Raw genomic sequence first — 21,855 nt, 5'->3', positions numbered from 1 at the left:
TAGCCGATGAACGATATTTTATGATATATTGTATCGTTTATCGCTACCTTTGCACCAGCAAAATAGAAACAATAACGCTAACAATTATGAATAAATCATCAAAGTTATCAATCATCCCGGTGATGCTCTGTTTCTTCGCCATGGGATTTGTAGATTTGGTAGGTATTGCCTCCAACTACGTAAAGGAAGATCTCAACCTCAATGATGCAACAGCTAATCTGTTCCCATCGCTGGTATTCTTCTGGTTTCTCATCTTCTCGGTTCCTACGGGAATCCTGATGAATAAGATAGGTAGAAAGAAGACTGTACTTCTGTCTTTGCTCGTTACCGTTATCTCCCTCCTTTTGCCCATTTTCGGCGAAAACTTTGAGCTGATGCTCGTGTCGTTCTCATTGCTCGGCATCGGAAATGCCTTGATGCAGACCTCCCTGAACCCACTGGTTTCTGTGGTGACATCAGGTCAGAACCTTGCATCCACATTGACCTTCGGTCAGTTTGTCAAGGCGATAGCTTCCTTCCTGGCTCCATACATCGCTATGTGGGGCGCCATGGCAAGCATTCCTTCCTTCGGTTTGGGCTGGAGAGTTCTCTTCCCAATCTATATGGTTATCGGAATCGCAGCTACCTTCTTCTTGGCAGGTACACCTATTGAGGAGGAGAAGAACGAGGGTAAGGCGTCTGGTTTTGGTGAGTGCTTCAAGTTGCTCGGCAAACCTATCGTGCTGCTTTCCTTCATCGGTATCATGTGTCATGTAGGCATTGATGTGGGTACCAATACCACAGCTCCTAAAATTCTGATGGAGCGTCTGGGATGGACGCTGAACGAGGCTGCCTTCGCTACATCGCTCTACTTCATCTTCCGTACCATCGGATGCTTCACCGGTACCGTTTTCCTCCGCATGATGAAGACCCGCACTTTCTTCGTCATCAGCGTAGTGATGATGGCTCTGAGTATGATAGGCATGTGGGTAGGCGAGAGCAAGATGATGCTTTATATCGCCATCGCCCTGGTGGGATATGGCAACTCTAACGTGTTCTCCATGATTTTCTCTCAGGCACTTCTTGCTATGCCTGATAAGAAGAACGAGGTGAGTGGACTGATGATCATGGGTCTTTTCGGTGGTACCGTCTTCCCTTTGATTATGGGCTTTGCCAGCGATGCTATGGGTCAGGTGGGTGCTGTGGCTGTCATGGCTGTGGGAGTCGCTTATCTCTTCACTTATATCCGCAAGTTGTAATAAACAATCATATATTTAAGACGTAGTTATGGAAACAAAGAATTTGAATACAAAATATTGTGTAGGTTTGGGCGAAATCCTCTTTGACGTTCTCCCTAGTGGTTCTCAACTCGGCGGTGCTCCTGCCAACTTCGCTTATCATGCCGGTCAGCATGGTCTGCATTCTGTAGCCGTCAGTGCGATTGGTAAGGATGTCTTGGGCGAAACAGCCCTTCGCATTCTCGATGAGAAGAAGTTGAAGTATGTGATGCCAGTGGTAGATTATCCTACCGGTACCGTTCAGGTGCAGCTCGACAAGGAGGGTGTTCCTACATACGATATCAAGAAGGGTGTGGCTTGGGACAATATCCCATTCACCGATGATATCAAGGAGATTGCTGCCAATGCTGGAGCCGTATGCTGGGGCTCTCTGGCTCAGCGCAGTGAGGTTAGCCGCAAGAGCATCTATCAGTTCCTCGACCATACTCCAGAGGATTGTCTGAAGATTTTCGACATCAATCTCCGTCAGAATTTCTATACTCCTGAGGTGATTACCGAGAGTCTGAAGCGCTGCAATGTGTTGAAGATAAACGATGAGGAGTTGATTACCATCGGCCGTCTCTTTGGTTATCCAGGTTTGGATATCGAGAACAAGTGCTGGTTGATTCTCGGCAAGTACAATCTCGATATGCTCGTGCTGACCTGCGGTGTAAACGGCAGCTATGTCTTTGCTCCGGGTGTGAAGTCATTCCAGGAGACTCCAAAGGTTGAGGTGGCTGATACAGTAGGTGCAGGCGACAGCTTTACCGGTACATTCTGTGCCAGCATCCTGAAGGGCAAGAGCATTCAAGAGGCTCACGAACTTGCCGTAAAGGTAAGTGCCTACGTTTGTACCCAGAATGGAGCGATGCCTCAGATTCCTGAGGAATACATCCGTTAACCCCGCTTCCCCTATTGGTTATATAACAATATAAGATGATAGGTTTAAAGAATAGTTGATTTAAAGTTAATGTTAGTTAGTAAGCTGCATCCTGTTCGCGAAGAATGGGTGCAGCTTTTTCATTTTCAGAAATACAATCTCTCAATTAGAATAAAAGAACCCCCTAAAATGGTAAAATGATGCCCCAAAATGGCAGAAATGAATAAAAAGATAACGTTTTCATTAAAAATATTATAAAAGAGTTGCAGATTAATAGATTATTTTGTACTTTTGCATCTAAAATATTAGTAGAACATTAAAAATATAGATGTTATGAAAGACTTAGATTGGTCTAATTTGTCATTTGGCTATCGCCAGACTGACTACAATGTTCGCTGTTACTATCGCGACGGCAAATGGGGCGAAATAGAAGTTTGCTCTGATGAGTATTTGAAATTGCACATGGCTGCAACCTGTCTGCACTATGGTCAGGAGGCATTCGAGGGCTTGAAGGCTTATCGTTGCCCAGACGGTAAGGTGCGCGTGTTCCGTATGGACGAGAACGCTAAGCGCTTGCAGAGCACATGTCGCGGCATTCTGATGCCAGAGGTGCCTACAGAAATGTTCGAGGAAATGGTGAAGAAGGTGGTTCGCCTCAACCAAGAGTGGATTCCTACCTACGAGAGTGGTGCTACGCTCTATATCCGTCCGCTGCTCATCGGTACAAGTGCTCAGGTGGGTGTTCATCCTTCTAAGGAGTATTGCTTCCTTATCTTCGTAACTCCAGTAGGTCCATACTTCAAGGGTGGTTTCTCTACCAACCCATACGTCATCATCCGTGATTTCGACCGCTCTGCTCCTCTCGGAACAGGTATCTATAAGGTAGGTGGAAACTATGCTGCTTCTCTCAGAGCCAACAATATCGCTCACGAGAAGGGTTACGCCTGCGAGTTCTATCTCGATGCTAAGGAGAAGAAATACATGGATGAGTGTGGTGCTGCCAACTTCTTCGGAATCAAGAACAATACATACGTTACTCCTAAGAGTACATCTATCCTCCCATCTATCACCAACAAGAGTTTGATGCAGTTGGCTGAGGACCTCGGTATGAAGGTGGAGCGCCGTCAGATTCCTGAGGATGAGCTGGATACTTTCGAGGAGGCTGGTGCTTGCGGTACTGCTGCCGTAATCAGTCCTATCAGCTACATTGATGACTTGGATACAGGCAAGCGCTACAACTTCGGTGAGAAGCCAGGTCCTATCTCTAAGCACCTGTATGATACCCTCCGTGGAATCCAGTATGGTACCATCGAGGATAAGCATGGTTGGACAACCGTAGTTATTGAGTAATCAATGACTTCTTTATTGCGTAAAAACCAATATTAGAAATATAATTATGATCAGGGCACTTTGAGGAGTTCACGCTCCTTGGAGTGCTTTTTTTATGTCTTTTTATGCCTGGGGGTTAACAGAGTTAACAGTTAACAGCTGTTTTTTCGATACTCCCCCTCGCGCGTACCTTATTATAATATAATATATATATACTTATTTTTATATGTGTATGGGGGGAACCATGCATTTTTGGGGTGTTAACTGTTAACCTGTTAACCCCTCGCTCTTTTTTCCCGTTTATGTGCTTTGCGGGGCATAAGTCATAGAGTTGCAGGGGAAGAAGCTATGAGTTAGGATTCTTAACACATTTCAGCATCATAAAAGCCTCATGAAAAGCTACGTGAAAACCTCATGACAGCCCTCATTTAAGCCTCTGCCCCGGCATCATTTATGCCACAGCCCCGTCTTCATTTATGCCACAGCCCGGTCTTCATTTAAGCCTCAGCCCAGTCTTCATTTAAGCCTGAAAAACTGCAGAAAAGCCTCTTATTTTGCAACTGGGAATACGTAATATTCTCTGTCTACATCGTAATCCAGAACCCACTGGTCAATCATCACATTATCGTCTAAAGCCTTGATGGTTACGTTGTGACTGCCGCCAGGCAGCGTAACGTAGAAGCTCTTCAGCGTCTGTCCGCGCCACAGGTCAAACTTCCAGTCCTTAGAGTTGTAAACCTCCTTCAGCTGGCAGATTACCGGTTCGCCACGGTCTATGCTCACACTCACCCTCATGTTCTTTACAGCGTTGAGGAAGCAAGGAATAACGGCGATGGTGAAACGCGCATCACCGCTCTTGTCGCAGTAGAAATCATAGCTCAGACTGGCTCCCTTCGGCAATTTCACAGCCTTGCTGCTGTGGCCTAACAGCGGACGGACGGTAATCTTCTCGGCTCCTTTTACGGCAGCCTGGGCAAGCGGCGATTCGGTAGCCTTGCTCCATTCGTAGGCATTCTTGGCAATGATGTCGCCGGTAACTACAGAGAGCGGCTTGAGATCGTTGCTGCGGTCGAAGGCATCTGCTTTCAGCCGCTTGATGTCGGCAGCAGGCAGTGTGCCCGGAATCTGCGGAGCCTGCATTTCTGCACCGTTGGTAAGGATGAAATCCTTCCATTTGCCGTTTCTGATGCGACTGTAGTAGGCATTGAGCTGCTTCAGTTTGTTGTAAGCATCGATGCTCACAGCCGCTGCAGCCTTCGCCTCATCGTCTTTATTAAACAGTCCCGGACGGGCGATGTGTCTTGCTTCCTGTGCCTCCAGCTCCTTTTCAGCTACGAAGGCAGCCAGGAATATCGGATATTTCACTACCTCGAAGAAACCGTCTTTCTGGTTCTGAGGCAGCATGCGTTCGATGGATTCTGTCTTCGCCTTCAACAGGTCGTAGCGGTAGAGAAAACGCTCCAGTTCGTTGCCGAATTCGCCTGAATGAAACTCAGTATCGCCGTAAGGCATCGCCATATAAGCGGAATGGCGGATGCTGGTAAGACGGTAATATTCTTCCATCAGAGGCATGATTTTCTTGCCCGTAATGGCGCCAAAGAATGCGTTGAGAGTGTTCTGGATATACGTCTTGCAACCTGCTTTCAGGGCGTTTTTATTCCACGCCAGGTTCATCATCATGGCTAGCTGGAAGGTTGACTGCTTCGGATTGGTAATGTTGGCTATCCAGGCACAGTCTTCGTCGTTGTGAGCGGCAGAGCGGTGCGATTTGCCGTGCTGGGCATTCTTGCTCTCCAGATAATCCTTGCTGTTGAGCATTTCGAGCAGCAGGCCCGGCGAGAGATTGCTCATTTCCATCTGTGCATCCGAGCATACCAGCTTCACATTCTCGATGGTTTTGCGGTGTTTCTTCTTGTGCTTCTTGCCCACGAACTCCGTCACCTTGTAGTTTTCCGCCACGCAGATGTCGAAACTGTCTACCACAGCCTTGTTGTAAGCAGCCTCGTGCCTGCCGTCTACCTGCCACAGCGTATTGGCTCTCAGGCGCAGCATCAATCGGGCGATGCGGCTGTAGTTCTGCGGCTTCATCCACTGGCTGTTGTTCAGGGCAAGTCCTCTGAATTCTATTCTCGGAACCTCTATCCACTGCTGGTCTACGGGGGTATAGAGGCTCTTGCGCTGAGCAGGCTGTAGGTCGTTCCATGCCGCCAGAGGCGAAACGCCAGCCAGCTCAGAGAGTTTCATGATGGCGTAAGCCGTTCCGCGGGCGTTGCTTCCGATAACGATGAGTTTCCCTTTCCTCGTACCGATGTAGAAAGCATCCTTTGCGGTGATAATAAGATGCAGCGGCGCACCGAGTTTTTCTACTGCCGAAAACTCCTTGTTGGTGAGCTGGTCGAGCTGGTAAATCTGTATCGGAGCACCTGATTTTTCTTTCGCATCGAATCCGGTTACGGCTTTCATATCGCCCGCAAACTCCTTGAGGGCAATCTTCACTACAGGCGAAATGATAGAGTTGGTGGTATAAGATACTCTTCCGTAGCCGTCTGTCCAGTAAACGTTGGGTGCTGCGGTCTGAGTTTCCGTCTTCTTCACTTTGGTTTCGGTCAGCGCGTTGGCATTCAGGCTAGAGAAGCAGGCCAGAGCCAAGGCTACGCCTAATATAATCTTTTTATATTTCATTTTTCTTACGTTTTTGTCTGTTCAGTTGTAGATTCGCTTTTGCTGAAACTACACATTTCTGCAATTTGCAAAGATACATAAAAGTGTTTAATATCTGAAATTATTTAGTTTTTATTTGCTTATTACATTATTTATTGTTACTTTTGCACCAAATAAATAAAAAGAAATGATGACATTATATCCAAAATTGATTGAAGAGGCGCTTGCTACGGTGATTTATCCAGGCACCAAGAAGAACCTCATAGAGAGCGAGATGCTGGCAGATACGCCTAGCATCAATGGTATGAAGGTGAAGGTGGTTCTTCTCTTTCCTCGCGATACGGATCCTTTCCTCAAGAGTACGGTAAAGGCGGCTGAGGCTGCCATCCATTATCATATTTCGAAAGATGTAGAGGTGGAAATCGTTACTGAGTTCAAGTCGGCTCCTCGTCCTGAGGTGGGAAAGATGCTGCCACAGGTGAAGAACGTCATCGCTGTGAGCTCTGGTAAGGGTGGAGTAGGCAAGAGCACCGTTTCTGCCAATCTCGCTATCGCCCTGGCTAAGTTGGGCTACAAGGTGGGCTTGCTCGATACGGATATCTTCGGTCCTTCCATGCCTAAGATGTTCGGTGTGGAGGAGGAGCGTCCTTATTCTGTTCACAAGGACGGCAGAGACCTCATCGAACCTGTCGAGAAATATGGCGTGAAGCTCCTGAGTATCGGTTTCTTCGTAAGTCCTACTACGGCTACTCTGTGGCGCGGCGGAATGGCTTGTTCTGCCCTGAAGCAGCTGATTGCTGATGCTGACTGGGGTGAGTTGGATTACTTTATCCTCGATACGCCTCCTGGCACAAGCGATATTCATCTTACGCTGCTCCAGACGCTTTCCATTACGGGTGCAGTTATCGTAAGTACGCCTCAGCAGGTGGCGCTTGCCGATGCGAGAAAGGGTATTGACATGTATCAGAATGATAAGGTGAATGTGCCTATCCTCGGTCTTATCGAGAACATGGCTTATTTTACGCCTGCCGAGCTGCCTGAGAACAAGTATTATATCTTTGGTAAGGAGGGCTGCAAGAATCTCGCCAAGGAGATGAATGTGCCTCTGCTCGCCCAGATTCCTATCGTTCAGAGCATCTGCGAGGGTGGTGATGATGGTGCGCCTGCTGCTACCAAGGTTGATTCCATTACCGGTCAGGCTTTCCTCAGCCTTGCCCAAAGCGTAGTAACGGTGGTGAACCGCAGAAATGCCGAGAAGGCTCCAACCAAGATTGTTAGTACTCATAAGTAAATGACCTGTTTGGAAAGGTCATATAAAATAAAAAGCTAGGATTGCCCTCAAGCAGTCCTAGCTTTTTTTATCAGAGGAGTTAACAGGTTAACAGTTAACAGCCCATTTTTTATAGTTTATAGTTGAAAGTTTATAATTTATAGGGCTTAGCCGTTAGCAAGATTGCTATAAACTTTTAACTCTAAACTCTTAACTATCAACTATTTCTTCCGCCTCATCCTCTTCTTCTGCTACTTCGGCAGTAAGGTTTGCCTTGAGTCTGGCTGAGCGCAGTTGTTGTCTGAAAACCAGGCAGGTAGCGAGGAAATAGACACCGGTCTGAATCCAGAGTGCTCTGAATTCCGGCAGAATATCTGAAAGAGAAGCACCCATACTGCTGATTCTGAGGAACCCGCGGATGCCGAAAGTGGATGGGAAAACCCACGAAAATCCTTGCCAAAAGCCCGGAATATTGCTCAATGGCCATGAAACTCCCGTCATAAAAAGCAACGGAACGGAGGTAAATACCACCAGAAGCATCACATTTTCACGATATCTTACCAGACACGACAGCATCAGACCGAAGAAAACACATGAAAGAATGTAAGGAAGGAGGAAACCGAGAATGGTGGTCCACGTTACCATACTTACAAAACTGAACAGCTTGGGAACCACCAGCGTAAGATACATTCCCATCACGGCATAAACCATGAAATAAACCAATGCCTTGCCGAAAACAATGCGGAAAATACCGCCATAATGCTCGCTTACCGGTATGAGTTCGCGGTTTCTGTTGAGTTCTCTTGATGTTCCCGCTGACATTCCTATGCCCAGCAGCATCGTCTGCTGCAGGATAAGAACCAGCACAGCTGGCAGAATGGCATTTCCGTAACCTCCTGTCGTGTTGAATATCGGAACCTCATCAAAGGCGAGCGGCTCGGTGGTAATTTCGTCGTCTCTATCCGTAAATCCTCCAGCCTGTGTTATCTGAATGCCCGAGTTGATGTGGCTGGCTACGGCCTGCGAGGTCTGATAAATCGCCTTATAGGTCAGCATCAGACTCATATCGCAGTAAACTCCCACATGCGCCTGTTCGCCCCGGTTCAGCTTCGTATCGAAGTCGGCAGGGAAGTAAAGGATTCCGTGAACCGCCTGTCTGCGCACCAGTTCCTTCGCCTCGTCCAGACTGTTGCAGTAATAGGTAGCCTTGGCATCTGGTGAAGCATCATAATCGCGGATAAACTCGCGAGAACTGTGACTGTGGCTCAGGTCCACAATCGCCGTATCCACTTCTCTCACCACCTCGTTGTTGTAGATCCAAGAGTAGAGCAGCGGATAACCCAGCGGCACCAGAATGCAGAAAATGAGCACACCCTCATCGCGGAAAACATTGCGCATTTCCGTCTTCCAGATGTAGCACATGTCCCAGATGCCATTGATAATCTTATATAATAAACTACTTTTCTTCATTACGGTAAGTATTTATATACCAGCATTGCCTTCTTGATGTTCCAGATAGTGAGCATCGGCAGGGCACAGAACAGCACCATTGCGCCCCAGTGGAGCACAGCATCGCCCATCGGGAAACCATTGAAGATGTTCATCTGGTAAATCATATAATAGTGGCGCATCGGGAAGAGCTGACCGATAGACTGGATCGGTGAATCCATCGAGAAGAGCGGATAGGTGGCTCCGCAGATGGAGAAACTCACCACGCCCCACAACGAACAGATACTCATCGACATGCGCAATGAAGGCATCAGCCCGAAGGCAAAGATGCCGAAACACTGGCAGGAGAGTACGCTCAGAACGCCTAACAGGATGATAGGCAGCGCGCCGCCCGGATGTGGAAACTGCAATACATAATAGATGTAGAATTCGAACAGCAGGAAGATACTCAGGAAGATGAGCGTCTGTGGCAACATCTTACCCGCAATGGCGAGATAAGGATTGTTGCCTGCCATCCGCATCCAGTCTCTTGCCCGGTTGAACTTCAGTTCCGTACCTATAGAATAAGGTGTAATCAGGAAGATGAACAGCATGATGAGTCCCGGCACCATTACGCTCGAAAGATAATAGTTGTAGTTGGCGTATGGGTTGCCTATCATGTGCAGATCTACGGCGATAGGCTGCAGGAAGGTCATGATTTCATCGTTCGTCTTTCCCAGCGCCGACAGCTTCGCCATTCCTGCCGCCGCACCTCCCAGGGTAGAGATGGTTTTCAGATCGCGGAAGAGCAGGGAGCCGGCTGCCAGCGATACGCTGCTGTAATAGAATGAAATCTTAGGCTGCTTCTGTGCCATCAGTCCTGCCTCCGTTCCGCTAGGAATCACCATAAAGGCATAGATTTCGTTCTTCTGGATAGCATGTCTTGCCTCTGCCATGTTCTCGTAATGGGCCACTACCTTGGTGGTCTGGAAGGCATCGAGCTTATGCACCAGCTGGCGCGATGTGGCGGAGTTGTCCTGATCTACTATGCCCACAGGCATGTCGGTAGGCACTCCTCCCTTCATCAGCGTGGTGAAGAAAATTACCACCACGATGGGGAAGATGACCATGCAGAAGAGATAAATGGGATTCTTCCACATGATGCCGCATTCTCTGAGGGCTATATGATATAATTTCTTAAACATAGATGTTATTTAATGATGAGTGACATTCCCGGGCGCAATCCCTCCAGCTTGGTGACAGGACGTGCCTTCACCTCGAATGTCTTGCGGTCGTAGTCGCCATTATCCTTGGTTGCCTTCCAGGTAGCGTAAGAGCCCTGGTCTTTCAGGTAGTAAACCTTCATCTTGATGTCCTTGTTGAAGGCAGGAACGTAAGCGGTGAACTCATCGCCCTTGTTCAGACCCTTGAGATGATCTTCGCGAACATTGAAGGTTCCCCACATATCGCTCATGATAGAGATGCTCATGATAGGAGAGCCGAGACCTACCAGCTCGCCTACCTTAGGATAGACATTGCTTACCTCGCCCTCGCACTGGGCAATCTGAACGGTTTCTTTCAGAAGATTCTTCACTACATCCACAGCGCTCTTCGAAGCCTGGGTGTTGTTGGCAGCCATGCGCTTCTCCTGTTCGCGGGCTCCATTCTTCGCCATATCGTACTGACTTCTGGCAGCAGCCACCTGAGCCTCTGTAGCCTTGTAGGCTGCGTAAGCCTCATCGCGCTTCTGACCGCTGATTACACCCTCGTTGAAGAGGTTCTGCATGCGGTTGTAGGTCTTCTTGGCGATGGTTGCGGCAGCTTCAGCCTGCTGAACCAACTGGTAAGCGCCCTGAATCTGCTCCTTGCGTGCACCTGCATCCGTCAGGTCCTTCATCGCCTCGGCTGCAGCGTTGGTAGCCTGGAGCATCTGTTCCTGCGATTTCATTTCCGGCACTTCGAGGATGGCGAGTGTATCGCCCACATGAACGTAATCGCCTTCCTGAACGCGGAGTTCTACTACGCGCCCCGGCAGTTTGCAGGATACTCTGTATTCTGATACTTCTACCTCGCCCTGAATGGTGTCATCCTTCTGTTCCAAAGTGAAGAAACCGATGACGCCTACGAGAATGACTACTGCTGTAAAACCGATTACAGCGAGCAATATGTTGTTATGCTGTGATTTCTTAGACATTTCCTTAATCTGAATTTAAATTTGTTATTATTATTACTGCAGGATACCGAGCGCCTTGTTCAGTCCAACCTGAGTCTGCTTCACGTCGATTTCTGCATCAATCTTCTGGCTCTGTGCTTTCTGCCAGGCAGTCTGTGCAGCCATCACGTCGGTAACCTCCATCACGCCTTCCTTGAAACCGAGGTTGGCGCATCTCAGGTTCTCTTCGGCACTGGCGATATTCTTCATTGCCATGTTGAGCTTCTTTTGGGCTTCCTTTACCTTAAACTGGCTTTGGGTAATCTGCAGATGAATCTTCTCTCTTGTATCATCCAGGTTCATCTGGGCGATATTGCTGGCAGCCTTGGCGGCTCTCACCTTGTAGGCGCCGTCAAACCAGTTCCATACCGGAACATGAACCATCACGCCTACGTTCCAGACACCGGTAAACTTCTTTTGGAAACCATTGAATACGTTCGGGTTCGAAATCATGTAGCCGCCTGTCAGCATGACGTGAGGCAGATTGATGGCGCGAACCATATTGGTAGCTTCTTTAGAGATGTCGAGTGCATTCTGCAGCATGCGGAGTTCCGGACGGGTGTTCATCGCCGAATCCTGTGCTGCCACTTTCTGCTGCTCGGTGTCAACAGGAGTTCCTGATAAAGCCAGGGTTTCCTTATCTTCATCGGCAAGTGTGATTTCCTGGTTCATCGGAATGCCGCAGAGCTGGCAGAGCAGCATCTTCGACAGGGCGAGCCCGTCTTCTGCCTGGGTAATCTGCATCTCAGCCTCGTTCACTTTCACGTCTACCTTCAGTCCGTCTGCCTTGGTGGCTACTCCCTGCTGAATCATCTTATGAACATCCTCGTTCAGTTTCTTTACGAGGTCGCGGTAGCTGATGGCGAGTTTCTGCTTCTGCTTCAGCGAAACGGCGAGCCAGTAAGCCTGGTCTATGCTGTAGAGCGTGCTCTGGGTCTGCTGGTCGAGATCATTCTCGGCAATCTGCTCTCCGATGTCGGCAATCTTGTTGGCTGCAATGATGGCTCCACCCATATAGATAGGTTGGCGAACCATCACGCTTCCTGCCCAGATATTGCGTGTGTCGGTGCGGAAAGCATCTACCAGTTTCTCTCCCAGCGCATTGCCTTGCTGCTGCAGGGGTCCCAGTTTCTCATTCATCAGTCCGCCTATCTGCTGCGCTATCTCCGGGGTAATCATTCCCTGACTTACAAGTTGGCTCATCAGATTGCTGGCTCCTCCCGATATTCCTCCGGTAACGGTAGAGCCGATATTGCTGAATGTTGATTTCTGACCGTCGTTCAGCAGCGAAATCTCCCTGCTGAACCATTCGTAACCGCCTAAAGCATCTACTTTAGGAAGATATTTGGTACGTGCCGATTTCTTCATGTTGTACGCCACGTCTTTCTTGAGCTTCGAGGCATTGAGCTGCTTGTTATTGCGCAGCGCCATGGCACGGCAACTGTCAAGGCTCAGCGTTTGTGCCTGAGCCCCGGCAGGAATCAATGCTCCCATCAGCATGATAAGAGTTATATATTTTTTCATCCTTTGTTTATAATATTATATAATATTGGATGCAAAATTATGGAATTATTCTTAAATGACAAAGAAATTTTGTTTATCAAATCTTTAAGAATCAAAAAATATATTGCATTGTGGAAAAATAGAACATACCTTCTGGTTTTCCGTAATCCCTTAATCGTCTGTTTCTTAGAAATTCACCCGTTCTGTCTCGCCCCAGGTAGGGTCTACGGTAATGCCTATTCCACCACCCGTACTGTCGTCTCCGCCACCGAATCCGTCAGCAATGGAAATCTCGGTATAGGCTGCCTTGTTCTGATGGATTTTCAAATCGGCTTTTTCAAAACTCTTTACCACCTTTGCATCGGCATCCAGAAAGCTGATACTCATCTTGATGTTCTTCTCTTCTTCATGTGGAAAGGTGTAGACGGTAAAGTCTCTGCCGCCATCTTTCATACTGAAATTCTCGGTCTGACGGCTGTTCACGCAGCCGAATCCGGTGGTTGCATCCAGGGTGCTGCTGCCGCCGGTATAATAGAACTTGATGCTCCTGATTTCTTCGGGAATGGTTTCGTCGGTAATATGTACCTTGAAGGCGCCAACTGCTCGCCTCAGGTTGATGTCTGTGGTGGCGCCCTCTTCGTTTACGCTCAACCTGCCGTAATAATAAAAGGTGTCGGTAAGTTTGTTGCTCGCAAACTTTACTTTCTCGGGTGCGCTGATAGAGCAGTTTCCCTTTCCGTTATGGGCAATTACCACGAGGCGGTATTCTCCTTCGTCCAGACTCACATGGGCAGTTCCGAACCCGTTGTCGGTAGAAAGCTGGTTCGCCGACTCCAGTTTCTCCTCTCCGTCAAAGATGGCAAACGTCAGTCTGGTGCACACATCGCTCAGAGCCATCTGCTTGTCGGCAGCTTTGGTCGTCAACAGATTGGTGTTTTCTACTTTCTGCACATGGATAGTTACATTGGCGTTTGCCTCACGTGATTTTCCGGTTGTTTCGTCAATCGAAAACTTCTCGCATGAAGTAAGCGTCGCTACGAGCATCAGCAACAGGGATGCCAGTAACCGATAGGGCTTCTTACTCATAACCGTTCTTATTTACTAGTTGCTCTATGCGTTATCTCGGAGTTTCCTCGGGCATAAAGATGTGGCAAATATACGTTTTTTCTCTTTTCGATGCAAGTAAAATCTAATAAATCTTTATATTTTTTGTCATTTATCTGTTTTTTCGTATTTTTGCATCGGTTTTTCTGTACTTACAGAGCCGATTTTGCATTATATTTATAATAAGGTATAGAAGATATTGGTATGGATAAGAAGATAAAAGCATTGTTTTTCGATATTGACGGCACCCTGGTGAGTTTCAAGACCCACAAGATTCCGCAGAGCACGGTAGATGCCTTGGAGCAGGCTAAGAAGAATGGGGTAGAGGTGTATATTTCTACCGGTCGTCCGCAACTCATCATCAACAACCTCGGTCAGATAGAACATCTCATCGACGGTTACATCACCACCAATGGAGCCCGCTGTTTTGTAGGCGATAAGGTGGTGAGCCAGCACGCCATCCTTCCTGAAGATGTAAAGAAGATTATCGAGGCAGCCGACCGTGATGATTATCCGGCAATCGTCGTAGGAGAGCATCATCTCGCTATCCATCATTATACTGACGAGGTTTATGAAATCTTTGCCAAGGGACTGGGAGTGGATTGCGAAATCTTCCTGACCGATGTGAATGAACTGGGAGATGAGCAGGTTCTGCAGGTTACTCCTTTCTGTTCGGTAGAGCAGGAGGCGCTCCTGATGCCTACGCTCCGCAACTGCACCTCGGGCAGATGGCATCCTGCCTTTACGGATATTACGGCTGCTGATGCTGATAAAGGCAAGGGCTTGCATGCAATGGCTGATTATCTGGGTTTGAACATAGAGGAAACCATGGCTTTCGGCGATGGCGGCAATGATATTTCCATTGTCCGGGAGGCAGGCACCGGTGTTGCGATGGGCAATGCGGGAGATAATCTCAAGCAGGTAGCCGATTACATTACGACTCATGTGGATGAAGATGGTGTTAAGAATGCGCTCCTCCATTTTGGCGTGATTTAAATTCCCAGCGTTATTGACTTTTTTTTCATAACTCCCTATATATAATAAGGTGTAATCCTGATGAAGCCTTTTTGATAGGCGAGTTTCATTTTGATAAAATAATAAAGGCAAACGTGTCATTTGTTGTAATAAATGGCGTGTTTGCCTTTCTGTTTTTAAACCTCCCTTTTGTATTCAGTTTTTTCTCGTTATTTACGTTTTGGGATAATAGTCGCTATAAATGCTTACGAAAAGTAATAAAATATACGAAAAATATACATAAAGTACCATAAAGTTGGTATTTTACATCAAATTGTTTACTAAAAATTTGTTTAATTAGCAAAAAGTATGTATCTTTGCACCCGATATTTGTAAGTTGTTTAATTTTTAAGAGAGAGAATTATGGTAAAAAGATTGACCATGCTCATGGGGGGGGCTTATTCTTTCAACAGGAATAGCCCTCGCTCAAACTACTGTTACAGGTAAGGTTGTTTCTCAGGAAGACGGTGAACCGGTTATTGGTGCATCAGTTAGAATTGTAGGAACTAAAACTGGAACGGCGACTGATGTCGATGGTAATTTTACGCTTCCTAATGCCAGCAAGGATGCTGTCTTGGAAATCAGTTACCTCGGCATGCAGACTAAAACAATGAAAGCATCTGCTAAGATGAAGATCATTTTGGCTTCTGATGCAAGAAATCTTGACGAGGTAGTTGTTACTGCCTTGGGTATGAAACGTTCAGAGAAAACTTTGGGTTATGCTGCCAGTACAGCCAACGCTTCTGAGTTGACTGTTGCTAAGTCTGGTTCCCTGATGAGTGGTCTTCAGGGTAAGATGGCTGGTGTGCAGATTTCTGGTGGTGGTGTTACAGGTACCTCTCAGAAAGTCGTAATTCGTGGTATTTCTTCTGTTTCTAGCAACAACCCATTGTATATTGTTGATGGTGTGCCTATCAACAATGACCGTTTGGGTGATAACTCTGTTGACTTTGGTAGTGGTGCAGGCGACATCAACCCAGAGGATATTGAATCGGTAACTGTATTGAAGGGTGCTTCTGCTACCGCTCTTTATGGTTCCCGTGCAGCCAATGGTGTTATCATGATTACTACAAAGAAGCCACAGGGTGACAAGAAGGCTTCTATCACTTACGATGGTTCTTTGACATTTACTGATGTGCTCCGTGTGCCAATGACTCAGAATCTCTTTGGTCAAGGTTGGGGTTCCTGGTCTAATGAGGAGAACGGTTCTTGGGGACCTCGTCTCGATGGTCGTGAGCACTGGTATGGTTCTACCGGTCTTTCTAACGGCGAGACTTTAACCAAGCCTTTTTCTTATGTTAAGAACAATATCCGTGACTTCTATCAGGTAGGTAAGGAATGGAACAACAACGTATCTCTCCGCTATGGTGATGAAAAAGTAGGTATTGTTGCATCTTACGGTAATGTAAGTTCTAATGGTATTACTCCTAATGATGGTGATACATATCATCGTAATACCTTCTCACTCCGTGGTTACGCCAATATCGACAGATTCCATCTGGACATGTCCCTGAACTATGTTCGCAAGGATATGCGCCGTTCTCGTGATATGTATATGGAGTTGCTTCAGGGTGCTTCTGATGTTCGTTTCACAGATATGAAGGATTACAACCTTGAGCGAAACAATGTAGATAACTACTATACATTGTATGCTACCAACCCATATTATATGGTAGATAACTACTATTCTACTTACCAGGACGACCGTATTTATGGTAAGCTGGAGTTGTCATACGATATTACCAAGGATATCAAAGTAATTGGCCGTTTCGGTGGTGATTATACCAATTATAAGACCGAGCGCATCGAACCACGTATTATTTATACCGAGGGTTCTTATCAGGCAACTGGTAATGGTACAACTGTAGGTAACCAGGGTTACTATTCTAAGTATCGTTCTCAGCGCGGACAGATTGACGCCAGCCTCTTGCTGACCGGCAATCATACTTTCGGTGATTTCTCGGTAGGTGCAACCTTAGGTTGGAACTTGAATCAGAGAAACTATGATAATGTAGGTGGTTATAATGAGCAGTTGGATATTCCAGGTTGGAATTCCTTGAGTAATACATCTTCCTATTCGATTACTGATACTGACTCATGGAATAGAAGATTGTTGGGTCTCTTGGGACAGGTTGAATTGGGTTATAAGGATTGGGCTTTCCTGAACCTTTCTGCCCGTAACGACTGGTCTTCTACTCTTCCTATGGGTGATAACAGCTTCTTCTATGGCGGTGCCAATGTGTCTGTGCTTCTGAATCAGGCTATTCCTGCTTTGAAGAATGTCAAGCAAATCGACTTGTTGAAGGTTCGTGCAGCTATAGGTCAGACAGGTAATGATGCTGATGTATATATGACTAATTCATATTATCGTCCATTCCAGTCTTATTATACATATTTGCCAATTTCCGGTGTTTCTGGTTTGACAGAGTATAACCGTTTGCCAAATAAGTCATTGAAGCCTGAGATTACAACTGAGTATGAGCTTGGTTTGAGCGGTACATTCTTTGGCAACCGTTTGAGCTTCGATGTGGCTTACTATGATCGTACAACCAAAAATCAGATTATCTCTGCTACTTTGGCTCCTGAGACAGGCTATACTTCTAACACCCGTAATGTAGGTAAACTTCAGAACAAGGGTATTGAGGCGATGGTTAATTTTACTCCTATCCGTACTAAGGATTGGGAGTGGAGTGTAGGTGCTACATACGCTAAGAACTGGAGTAAGGTGAAGGAACTTTGGGATGGTCTTGATGAATATACCATTCCTGTAGGTACTACAAGTACTGGTTTGTATTCTTCTATGCGTGGTGTATCTTACGTATTGAAGGTTGGTGAGCCTATCGGTATCTTCAAGTTGCCAGCAACACAGAAGGTAACAGATAAAAACAGTCCATATTATGGTTATAGAATCGTAAATGGTAATGGTTTCTTGCAGTCTAGTACTACAGATTATGATTATCTCGGTTCTTCTCAGCCAGATTTCGTAATGGGCTTCACCACACATCTGAAGTGGAAGAACTTGAGTCTTGCTGCAACGGGCGACTGGCATAAGGGTGGATTGATGTATTCTGAGACATCTTATATTACTCACTTCAATGGTAACTCTACAGAGACCGTATTCAATGAGCGTGATGCTTTTGTTTATCCTCATTCTGTAAAGATTGTTGGTGGAGAGTATGTTGAGAATAATATTCCTGTAACTTCCAATTATATGAATTATGTTCAGGGTAACTATAGCTACAACCCGGAGGTGCGTCGTGATTTCGTTGTAAGCCGTTCTTACTTCAAACTCCGTGAGTTGGCTTTGACATACGATTTTCCTAAGACAATCACAAGTGCATTGAAGATGCAGAAGTTGTCTTTGAGTCTCGTTGGTCACAACTTGTTGCTCATCACTCCAAAGCATCAGAATTATATCGACCCTGAGTCTTCTAACTTTGGTAATGATATCAGTTCTGAGTTTGGTGAGACTATGGGTTCTGTGTCAACTCGCAACTATGGTATTAACTTGAAGGTTGTATTTTAATTAAAGGAGATTTCTTATATGAAAAGATATAAATTTTTAAGCGCAGCATTGCTGGGAGCTGTCTTGACAATGGGTACTGTTACTTCTTGTAGCGATTCTGGCTATTTGGATATCAACTACAACCCAAACTATCCTTCTACAGCTTCCTACAAGCAGTTGCTTCCGGCTGCCGAAGGTTCTATCGTAGCTGTCAGTGGTCTTTATCAGCAAATTACTGGTGACTTTTGGTGCCAGTATGTAACACAGGGTAATAGTACAAACCAGTATAATACATTGTCTAATTATGCTGTAACAACATCAGGTTCAATTCCTCCTGTTACTACGATTTGGCAGAATACATATGCCAACAGTCTGGAAGATTTAAAGCTGGCTTTGGCTTCTGCTGAAGAAAGTAAGGCTTGGAACTATTGGATGGTTGCCAAGGTTCTTCAGGCCTATAATTTCTTGGTATTGACTGATACTTATGGTGATATTCCGTTTACAGGTGCTCTTGATGTCGAAAACAATCCACATGCTGCATTTGATGATAGCAAAAACGTAGTATATCCGGGTATTCTGGAGATGCTGGATGCTGCCATTGCCAAACTCGATGATGCTAAAGCTGCAGAAAAAGCTTCACCTTTAGGAACTGCTGACTGTTTCTTGGGAGGCAGTATGGATAGCTGGGCAGGCTTTGCAAAGAGTTTGAAGTTGAAGATGTATCTCAAAGACTTCGACGCTCATAAATCTGATATTCAGGCTTTACTTAGTTCAGGTGGTCTTTTGGAGCAGGATTGTGCTTGGGTAAATTGGGAAGATGGTACTAATAAGGGCAATCCTCTTTATGAGTTTAATATCCGTCAGTTGAATACTACTGAGAATATTCGTGCTTGCCATACTTTCTTAGAGTATCTATTGGATAAGAAGGATCCTCGTATCATCAAGTTATATGAGGTAACTGCTAATGCCAAAAATACTCTCGGCTATTCTTCTGATGAGGAACTGATAGCTCACATGGATGAATGCTACGAGGGCCTTCCTTGCGGAGATAAGCCAACTACTGATGAAACTACAGATGGTGGTATTGGAATCTCTAAGTCTTCTCGTATGAAACAGGCTTATGATGATGCTGTCTATCTGATGAACGAGGCTGAATGCGAATTGATGATTGCTGAGGCTTATGCTCGTCTGGGTAATACTGAAAAGGCAGAGGAATATTATAATAAGGGTGTTCTTGCTGGCTTCAGCCGTTGGGGATTTGATGGTACAGCATTCGTTGATGGTGCTTACAAGTTTGATAAGGCCGATATGCTTCATAGTATCGCCATGCAGTATTGGGTAACTTATGCTGGTGCGAATGCTTATGATGGTTGGATGACCCGTAACCGTTTGGGTATTCCTGAGGTTCAGGCTAATATTACTGTTCGTAAATCAACAACTGCTTTGCAGCGTGAATTGTCTGATGGTTATGTTTTAGGTAATTTGGTTGATCCAGGTGCTAGCAATATGAATGCCGGTGAGTATCCTATGCGATTGCTTTATCCTACAGCTACTACATTGTATAACTCTGCTGCTGCCAAGTATGTAGAAGAGAATGGAAACTCGCTGACCAAGAAACTTTGGTGGGAGAAGTAATGATTATTAATGTAATAAACGAAAAGTCATGAAGAAAATATTATATTTTTTGAGCTTTGTTTTCGTAGCATTGTTTACTGCATGCTCTGAGGGAGACGATTTCGATATCGATTATACTCCTATTGCTCCTGTTGGTGGTGAGTATAGAATCAATGTGGAGAGAGGTTATGATGCTTCTAAGACAGATGCAGAGTATTGGGCTTCTAATCCAACAGATGCTGAATTCATCTTTAAGACTGATGGTACAGGAACCAATGAGGGCGTTCTCTATGCCTATCTCAGCAATACTACCGATTATGATAAGGATAAGGCGTGGATTCGTGTAGGCTCAGCTGCCTCTAAGGCAGCTTACGCCATCAATGCTAAGGTATCTATTGATATGAGTTCTTATACTTTCGGTGGTGAGAATGTGGATGATTTCATTGGTAACTCTGCTACAGCTACCGACAAGGTAACTGTTAGCGGTAAGTGTGGTCATAATACTTATACTACTGTATCTGGTACTGTGACAGATGCGATCAGTTTCACCTATTCCCGTTCTGACCAGCCTGGATATCATTATAGAGTAACAGGATTTAAGTCTACTGGTTGGGCTGAGGATAATAAGTAATATACTTTTGCTATACATGAATTATTCCTAGATGATGTTTCTAATGGTATTGTCTAGGAATAATATTAAAGATATAAGGCAAAGTGATTTGCCTCGTTGTTGACAAAGTCAACACTTATATCTCTCTCGTCTTGGGGACTGGCGGTGGCCAGTCCCCTTTTTGAATTTATAAGAGAGATTTCTTGGTTAATGAGGGTGTGTCATAAGTCTGGATAATAGTTGGTGTATAACAGTTGACTACCGCATGCACAACAGGTGTTGTGCATGCGCATATCAGCTGTTATGCAAGCGCACAACAGCTGTTGTGCGATCGAAGATACTGACTGTCTCAACAACATATCCTATCTCTTCCAGCAATATGACCTATCTCTTCCAACAACATATCCTATCTCTTTCAGCAACATATCCTATCTCTTCCAGCAACATAACCCATATTTACCAACGACAAGAAGAGGGTGAATCATAAACTTATGACACATCCTCTTTATTTGTAGATGAAGTAGCTGCCTCCATCACTCTGGCAATATTTCTTCAGAAGCTGGATAATGTATTCGGCATTCTCGCGAACGTGCTGTTCGTCTCCGTCATATCCGTTGATGAGAACCACTAGATGGGTGGTGTCAATACTCATTTTGGTTCGCTCGTTGTCGCTGGTCGGGGTTCCTACGCCACCTGTCTTGTCTCTGTAAACAGGTAGACCTTCTATATTAATCATGCCTCTGCCGATGCCTTCGTATGGTTCGCCGGCTTTGCCTACGCCCAGGGTCAGGGTGTCGCCTTCAAACTTGTCTGCATCAAATCCGCCGATGCTGTAGCCGTAGGCTATGCTCGCCAGATTCACCAGATCCACCAGCGTATCTCTCTGGTAGAGTTCCTTGACCTGCAGCATTCTGCGGATAAGGGCTTCTGATGCAGGACGGTAGCGAGATGGATCCTTGCCGCAGGCACGGTACACCTTTCGGGTGGCGGCAATTCCACTCATCTCTTTCAGCGATTCCGTGTTCAGTGTCTGTCTGTATTTCTCACCGAGGGCATTGATTTCATCCCAAAGTTCCTGACAATAAGGGGTGTTTACCACATTGGCTTCCACGCATGCTCCCACAAAGGTGGGACATACCGATTCGATTTCTTCTGATACAATAATTTTCATGATGAATTTCCGTTTTCTGTTAAACCTAACTGATTGATAGGGCAAAAGTACGAAGAAATATTGGAATAGCCAAAAGTTCAGTCTATTTATATATATAATAAGGTGTAAAAATAGCTTAAATGTTTACGACTGTTAAATATTTGACTAAAAAGCAACTTTTTTGCGAAAAGATTTGGTGGAATGGAAAATAGTTAGTACTTTTGCACTCGCTTTTGAGAAATACGGTTTCTCTTAGCAACTAAAGAAAGAGTTCTTTGAAAGATTTTACATAAACAGACAAGTAGTACAAGAAGCGGTT

The 21,855-nt window shown here is 45.8% G+C and carries 15 protein-coding genes; 8 read left to right on the top strand and 7 right to left on the bottom strand.

Features of this window, described 5'->3' with window-relative positions; genetic code table 11:
- Window positions 1–86: 86 nt before the first annotated feature.
- The 3 genes from F7D47_RS03680 (at window position 87) to F7D47_RS03670 (ending at window position 3,486) form a co-directional block, all read left to right on the top strand.
- Window positions 87–1,238, top strand: coding sequence for an MFS transporter (locus F7D47_RS03680; protein ID WP_153095742.1), 1,152 nt, complete (start codon window positions 87–89; stop codon window positions 1,236–1,238).
- Between the two features lie 28 nt (window positions 1,239–1,266).
- Window positions 1,267–2,157, top strand: coding sequence for a carbohydrate kinase family protein (locus tag F7D47_RS03675; RefSeq protein ID WP_153084813.1), 891 nt, complete (start codon window positions 1,267–1,269; stop codon window positions 2,155–2,157).
- Between the two features lie 312 nt (window positions 2,158–2,469).
- The gene (locus tag F7D47_RS03670; RefSeq protein ID WP_153079366.1) at window positions 2,470–3,486 is read left to right on the top strand and encodes a branched-chain amino acid aminotransferase; all 1,017 of its coding nucleotides are present in this window, start codon (window positions 2,470–2,472) and stop codon (window positions 3,484–3,486) included.
- Window positions 3,487–4,014: 528 nt separating this feature from the next.
- On the opposite strand, the gene F7D47_RS03665 is transcribed toward F7D47_RS03670, so the two are convergent.
- Window positions 4,015–6,147: a glycosyl hydrolase 115 family protein gene (locus F7D47_RS03665; protein WP_153084812.1), complete on the bottom strand. Its 2,133-nt coding sequence runs from the start codon at window positions 6,145–6,147 to the stop codon at window positions 4,015–4,017.
- A gap of 169 nt (window positions 6,148–6,316) precedes the next feature.
- Between F7D47_RS03665 and F7D47_RS03660 the strand changes: the two genes are divergently transcribed.
- Window positions 6,317–7,417 (top strand): Mrp/NBP35 family ATP-binding protein, encoded by a 1,101-nt coding sequence (locus F7D47_RS03660; protein ID WP_022120906.1) that lies wholly within the window; start codon window positions 6,317–6,319, stop codon window positions 7,415–7,417.
- Between the two features lie 189 nt (window positions 7,418–7,606).
- On the opposite strand, the gene F7D47_RS03655 is transcribed toward F7D47_RS03660, so the two are convergent.
- From F7D47_RS03655 to F7D47_RS03635, 5 genes are all read right to left on the bottom strand, one after another.
- The gene (locus F7D47_RS03655; RefSeq protein WP_153084811.1) at window positions 7,607–8,866 is read right to left on the bottom strand and encodes an ABC transporter permease; all 1,260 of its coding nucleotides are present in this window, start codon (window positions 8,864–8,866) and stop codon (window positions 7,607–7,609) included.
- Window positions 8,866–10,029: an ABC transporter permease gene (locus F7D47_RS03650; RefSeq protein ID WP_153084810.1), complete on the bottom strand. Its 1,164-nt coding sequence runs from the start codon at window positions 10,027–10,029 to the stop codon at window positions 8,866–8,868. Before F7D47_RS03650 ends, F7D47_RS03655 begins: the two co-directional genes overlap by 1 nt.
- 5 nt (window positions 10,030–10,034) lie before the next feature.
- Entirely contained in the window at window positions 10,035–11,018 is a 984-nt protein-coding gene (locus F7D47_RS03645) for an HlyD family secretion protein (protein WP_153084809.1), read from the bottom strand.
- Between the two features lie 33 nt (window positions 11,019–11,051).
- Window positions 11,052–12,560: a TolC family protein gene (locus tag F7D47_RS03640; protein WP_153084808.1), complete on the bottom strand. Its 1,509-nt coding sequence runs from the start codon at window positions 12,558–12,560 to the stop codon at window positions 11,052–11,054.
- A 165-nt stretch (window positions 12,561–12,725) separates the two neighbouring features.
- Entirely contained in the window at window positions 12,726–13,625 is a 900-nt protein-coding gene (locus F7D47_RS03635) for a FimB/Mfa2 family fimbrial subunit (protein ID WP_153084807.1), read from the bottom strand.
- A 222-nt stretch (window positions 13,626–13,847) separates the two neighbouring features.
- Between F7D47_RS03635 and F7D47_RS03630 the strand changes: the two genes are divergently transcribed.
- The 4 genes from F7D47_RS03630 (at window position 13,848) to F7D47_RS03615 (ending at window position 20,407) form a co-directional block, all read left to right on the top strand.
- Window positions 13,848–14,639, top strand: coding sequence for a Cof-type HAD-IIB family hydrolase (locus tag F7D47_RS03630; RefSeq protein WP_153072854.1), 792 nt, complete (start codon window positions 13,848–13,850; stop codon window positions 14,637–14,639).
- Between the two features lie 418 nt (window positions 14,640–15,057).
- The gene (locus tag F7D47_RS03625) at window positions 15,058–18,183 is read left to right on the top strand and encodes a SusC/RagA family TonB-linked outer membrane protein (protein ID WP_367383166.1); all 3,126 of its coding nucleotides are present in this window, start codon (window positions 15,058–15,060) and stop codon (window positions 18,181–18,183) included.
- An 18-nt stretch (window positions 18,184–18,201) separates the two neighbouring features.
- Window positions 18,202–19,797, top strand: a complete 1,596-nt coding sequence (locus F7D47_RS03620) for a SusD/RagB family nutrient-binding outer membrane lipoprotein (protein ID WP_153084806.1) — start codon at window positions 18,202–18,204, stop codon at window positions 19,795–19,797.
- Between the two features lie 28 nt (window positions 19,798–19,825).
- On the top strand, window positions 19,826–20,407 hold the full coding sequence (locus F7D47_RS03615; protein WP_153084805.1) for a lipid-binding protein: 582 nt from the start codon (window positions 19,826–19,828) through the stop codon (window positions 20,405–20,407).
- A gap of 484 nt (window positions 20,408–20,891) precedes the next feature.
- Here the strand turns inward: F7D47_RS03615 and F7D47_RS03610 are convergent, their stop codons facing one another.
- Entirely contained in the window at window positions 20,892–21,557 is a 666-nt protein-coding gene (locus tag F7D47_RS03610; RefSeq protein WP_153084804.1) for a B3/B4 domain-containing protein, read from the bottom strand.
- Window positions 21,558–21,855 lie beyond the last annotated feature (298 nt).

Source organism: Segatella copri (assembly GCF_009494835.1).
Classification (GTDB): domain Bacteria; phylum Bacteroidota; class Bacteroidia; order Bacteroidales; family Bacteroidaceae; genus Prevotella; species Prevotella copri_F.
This window is presented reverse-complemented; position numbering and strand designations above follow the sequence as displayed.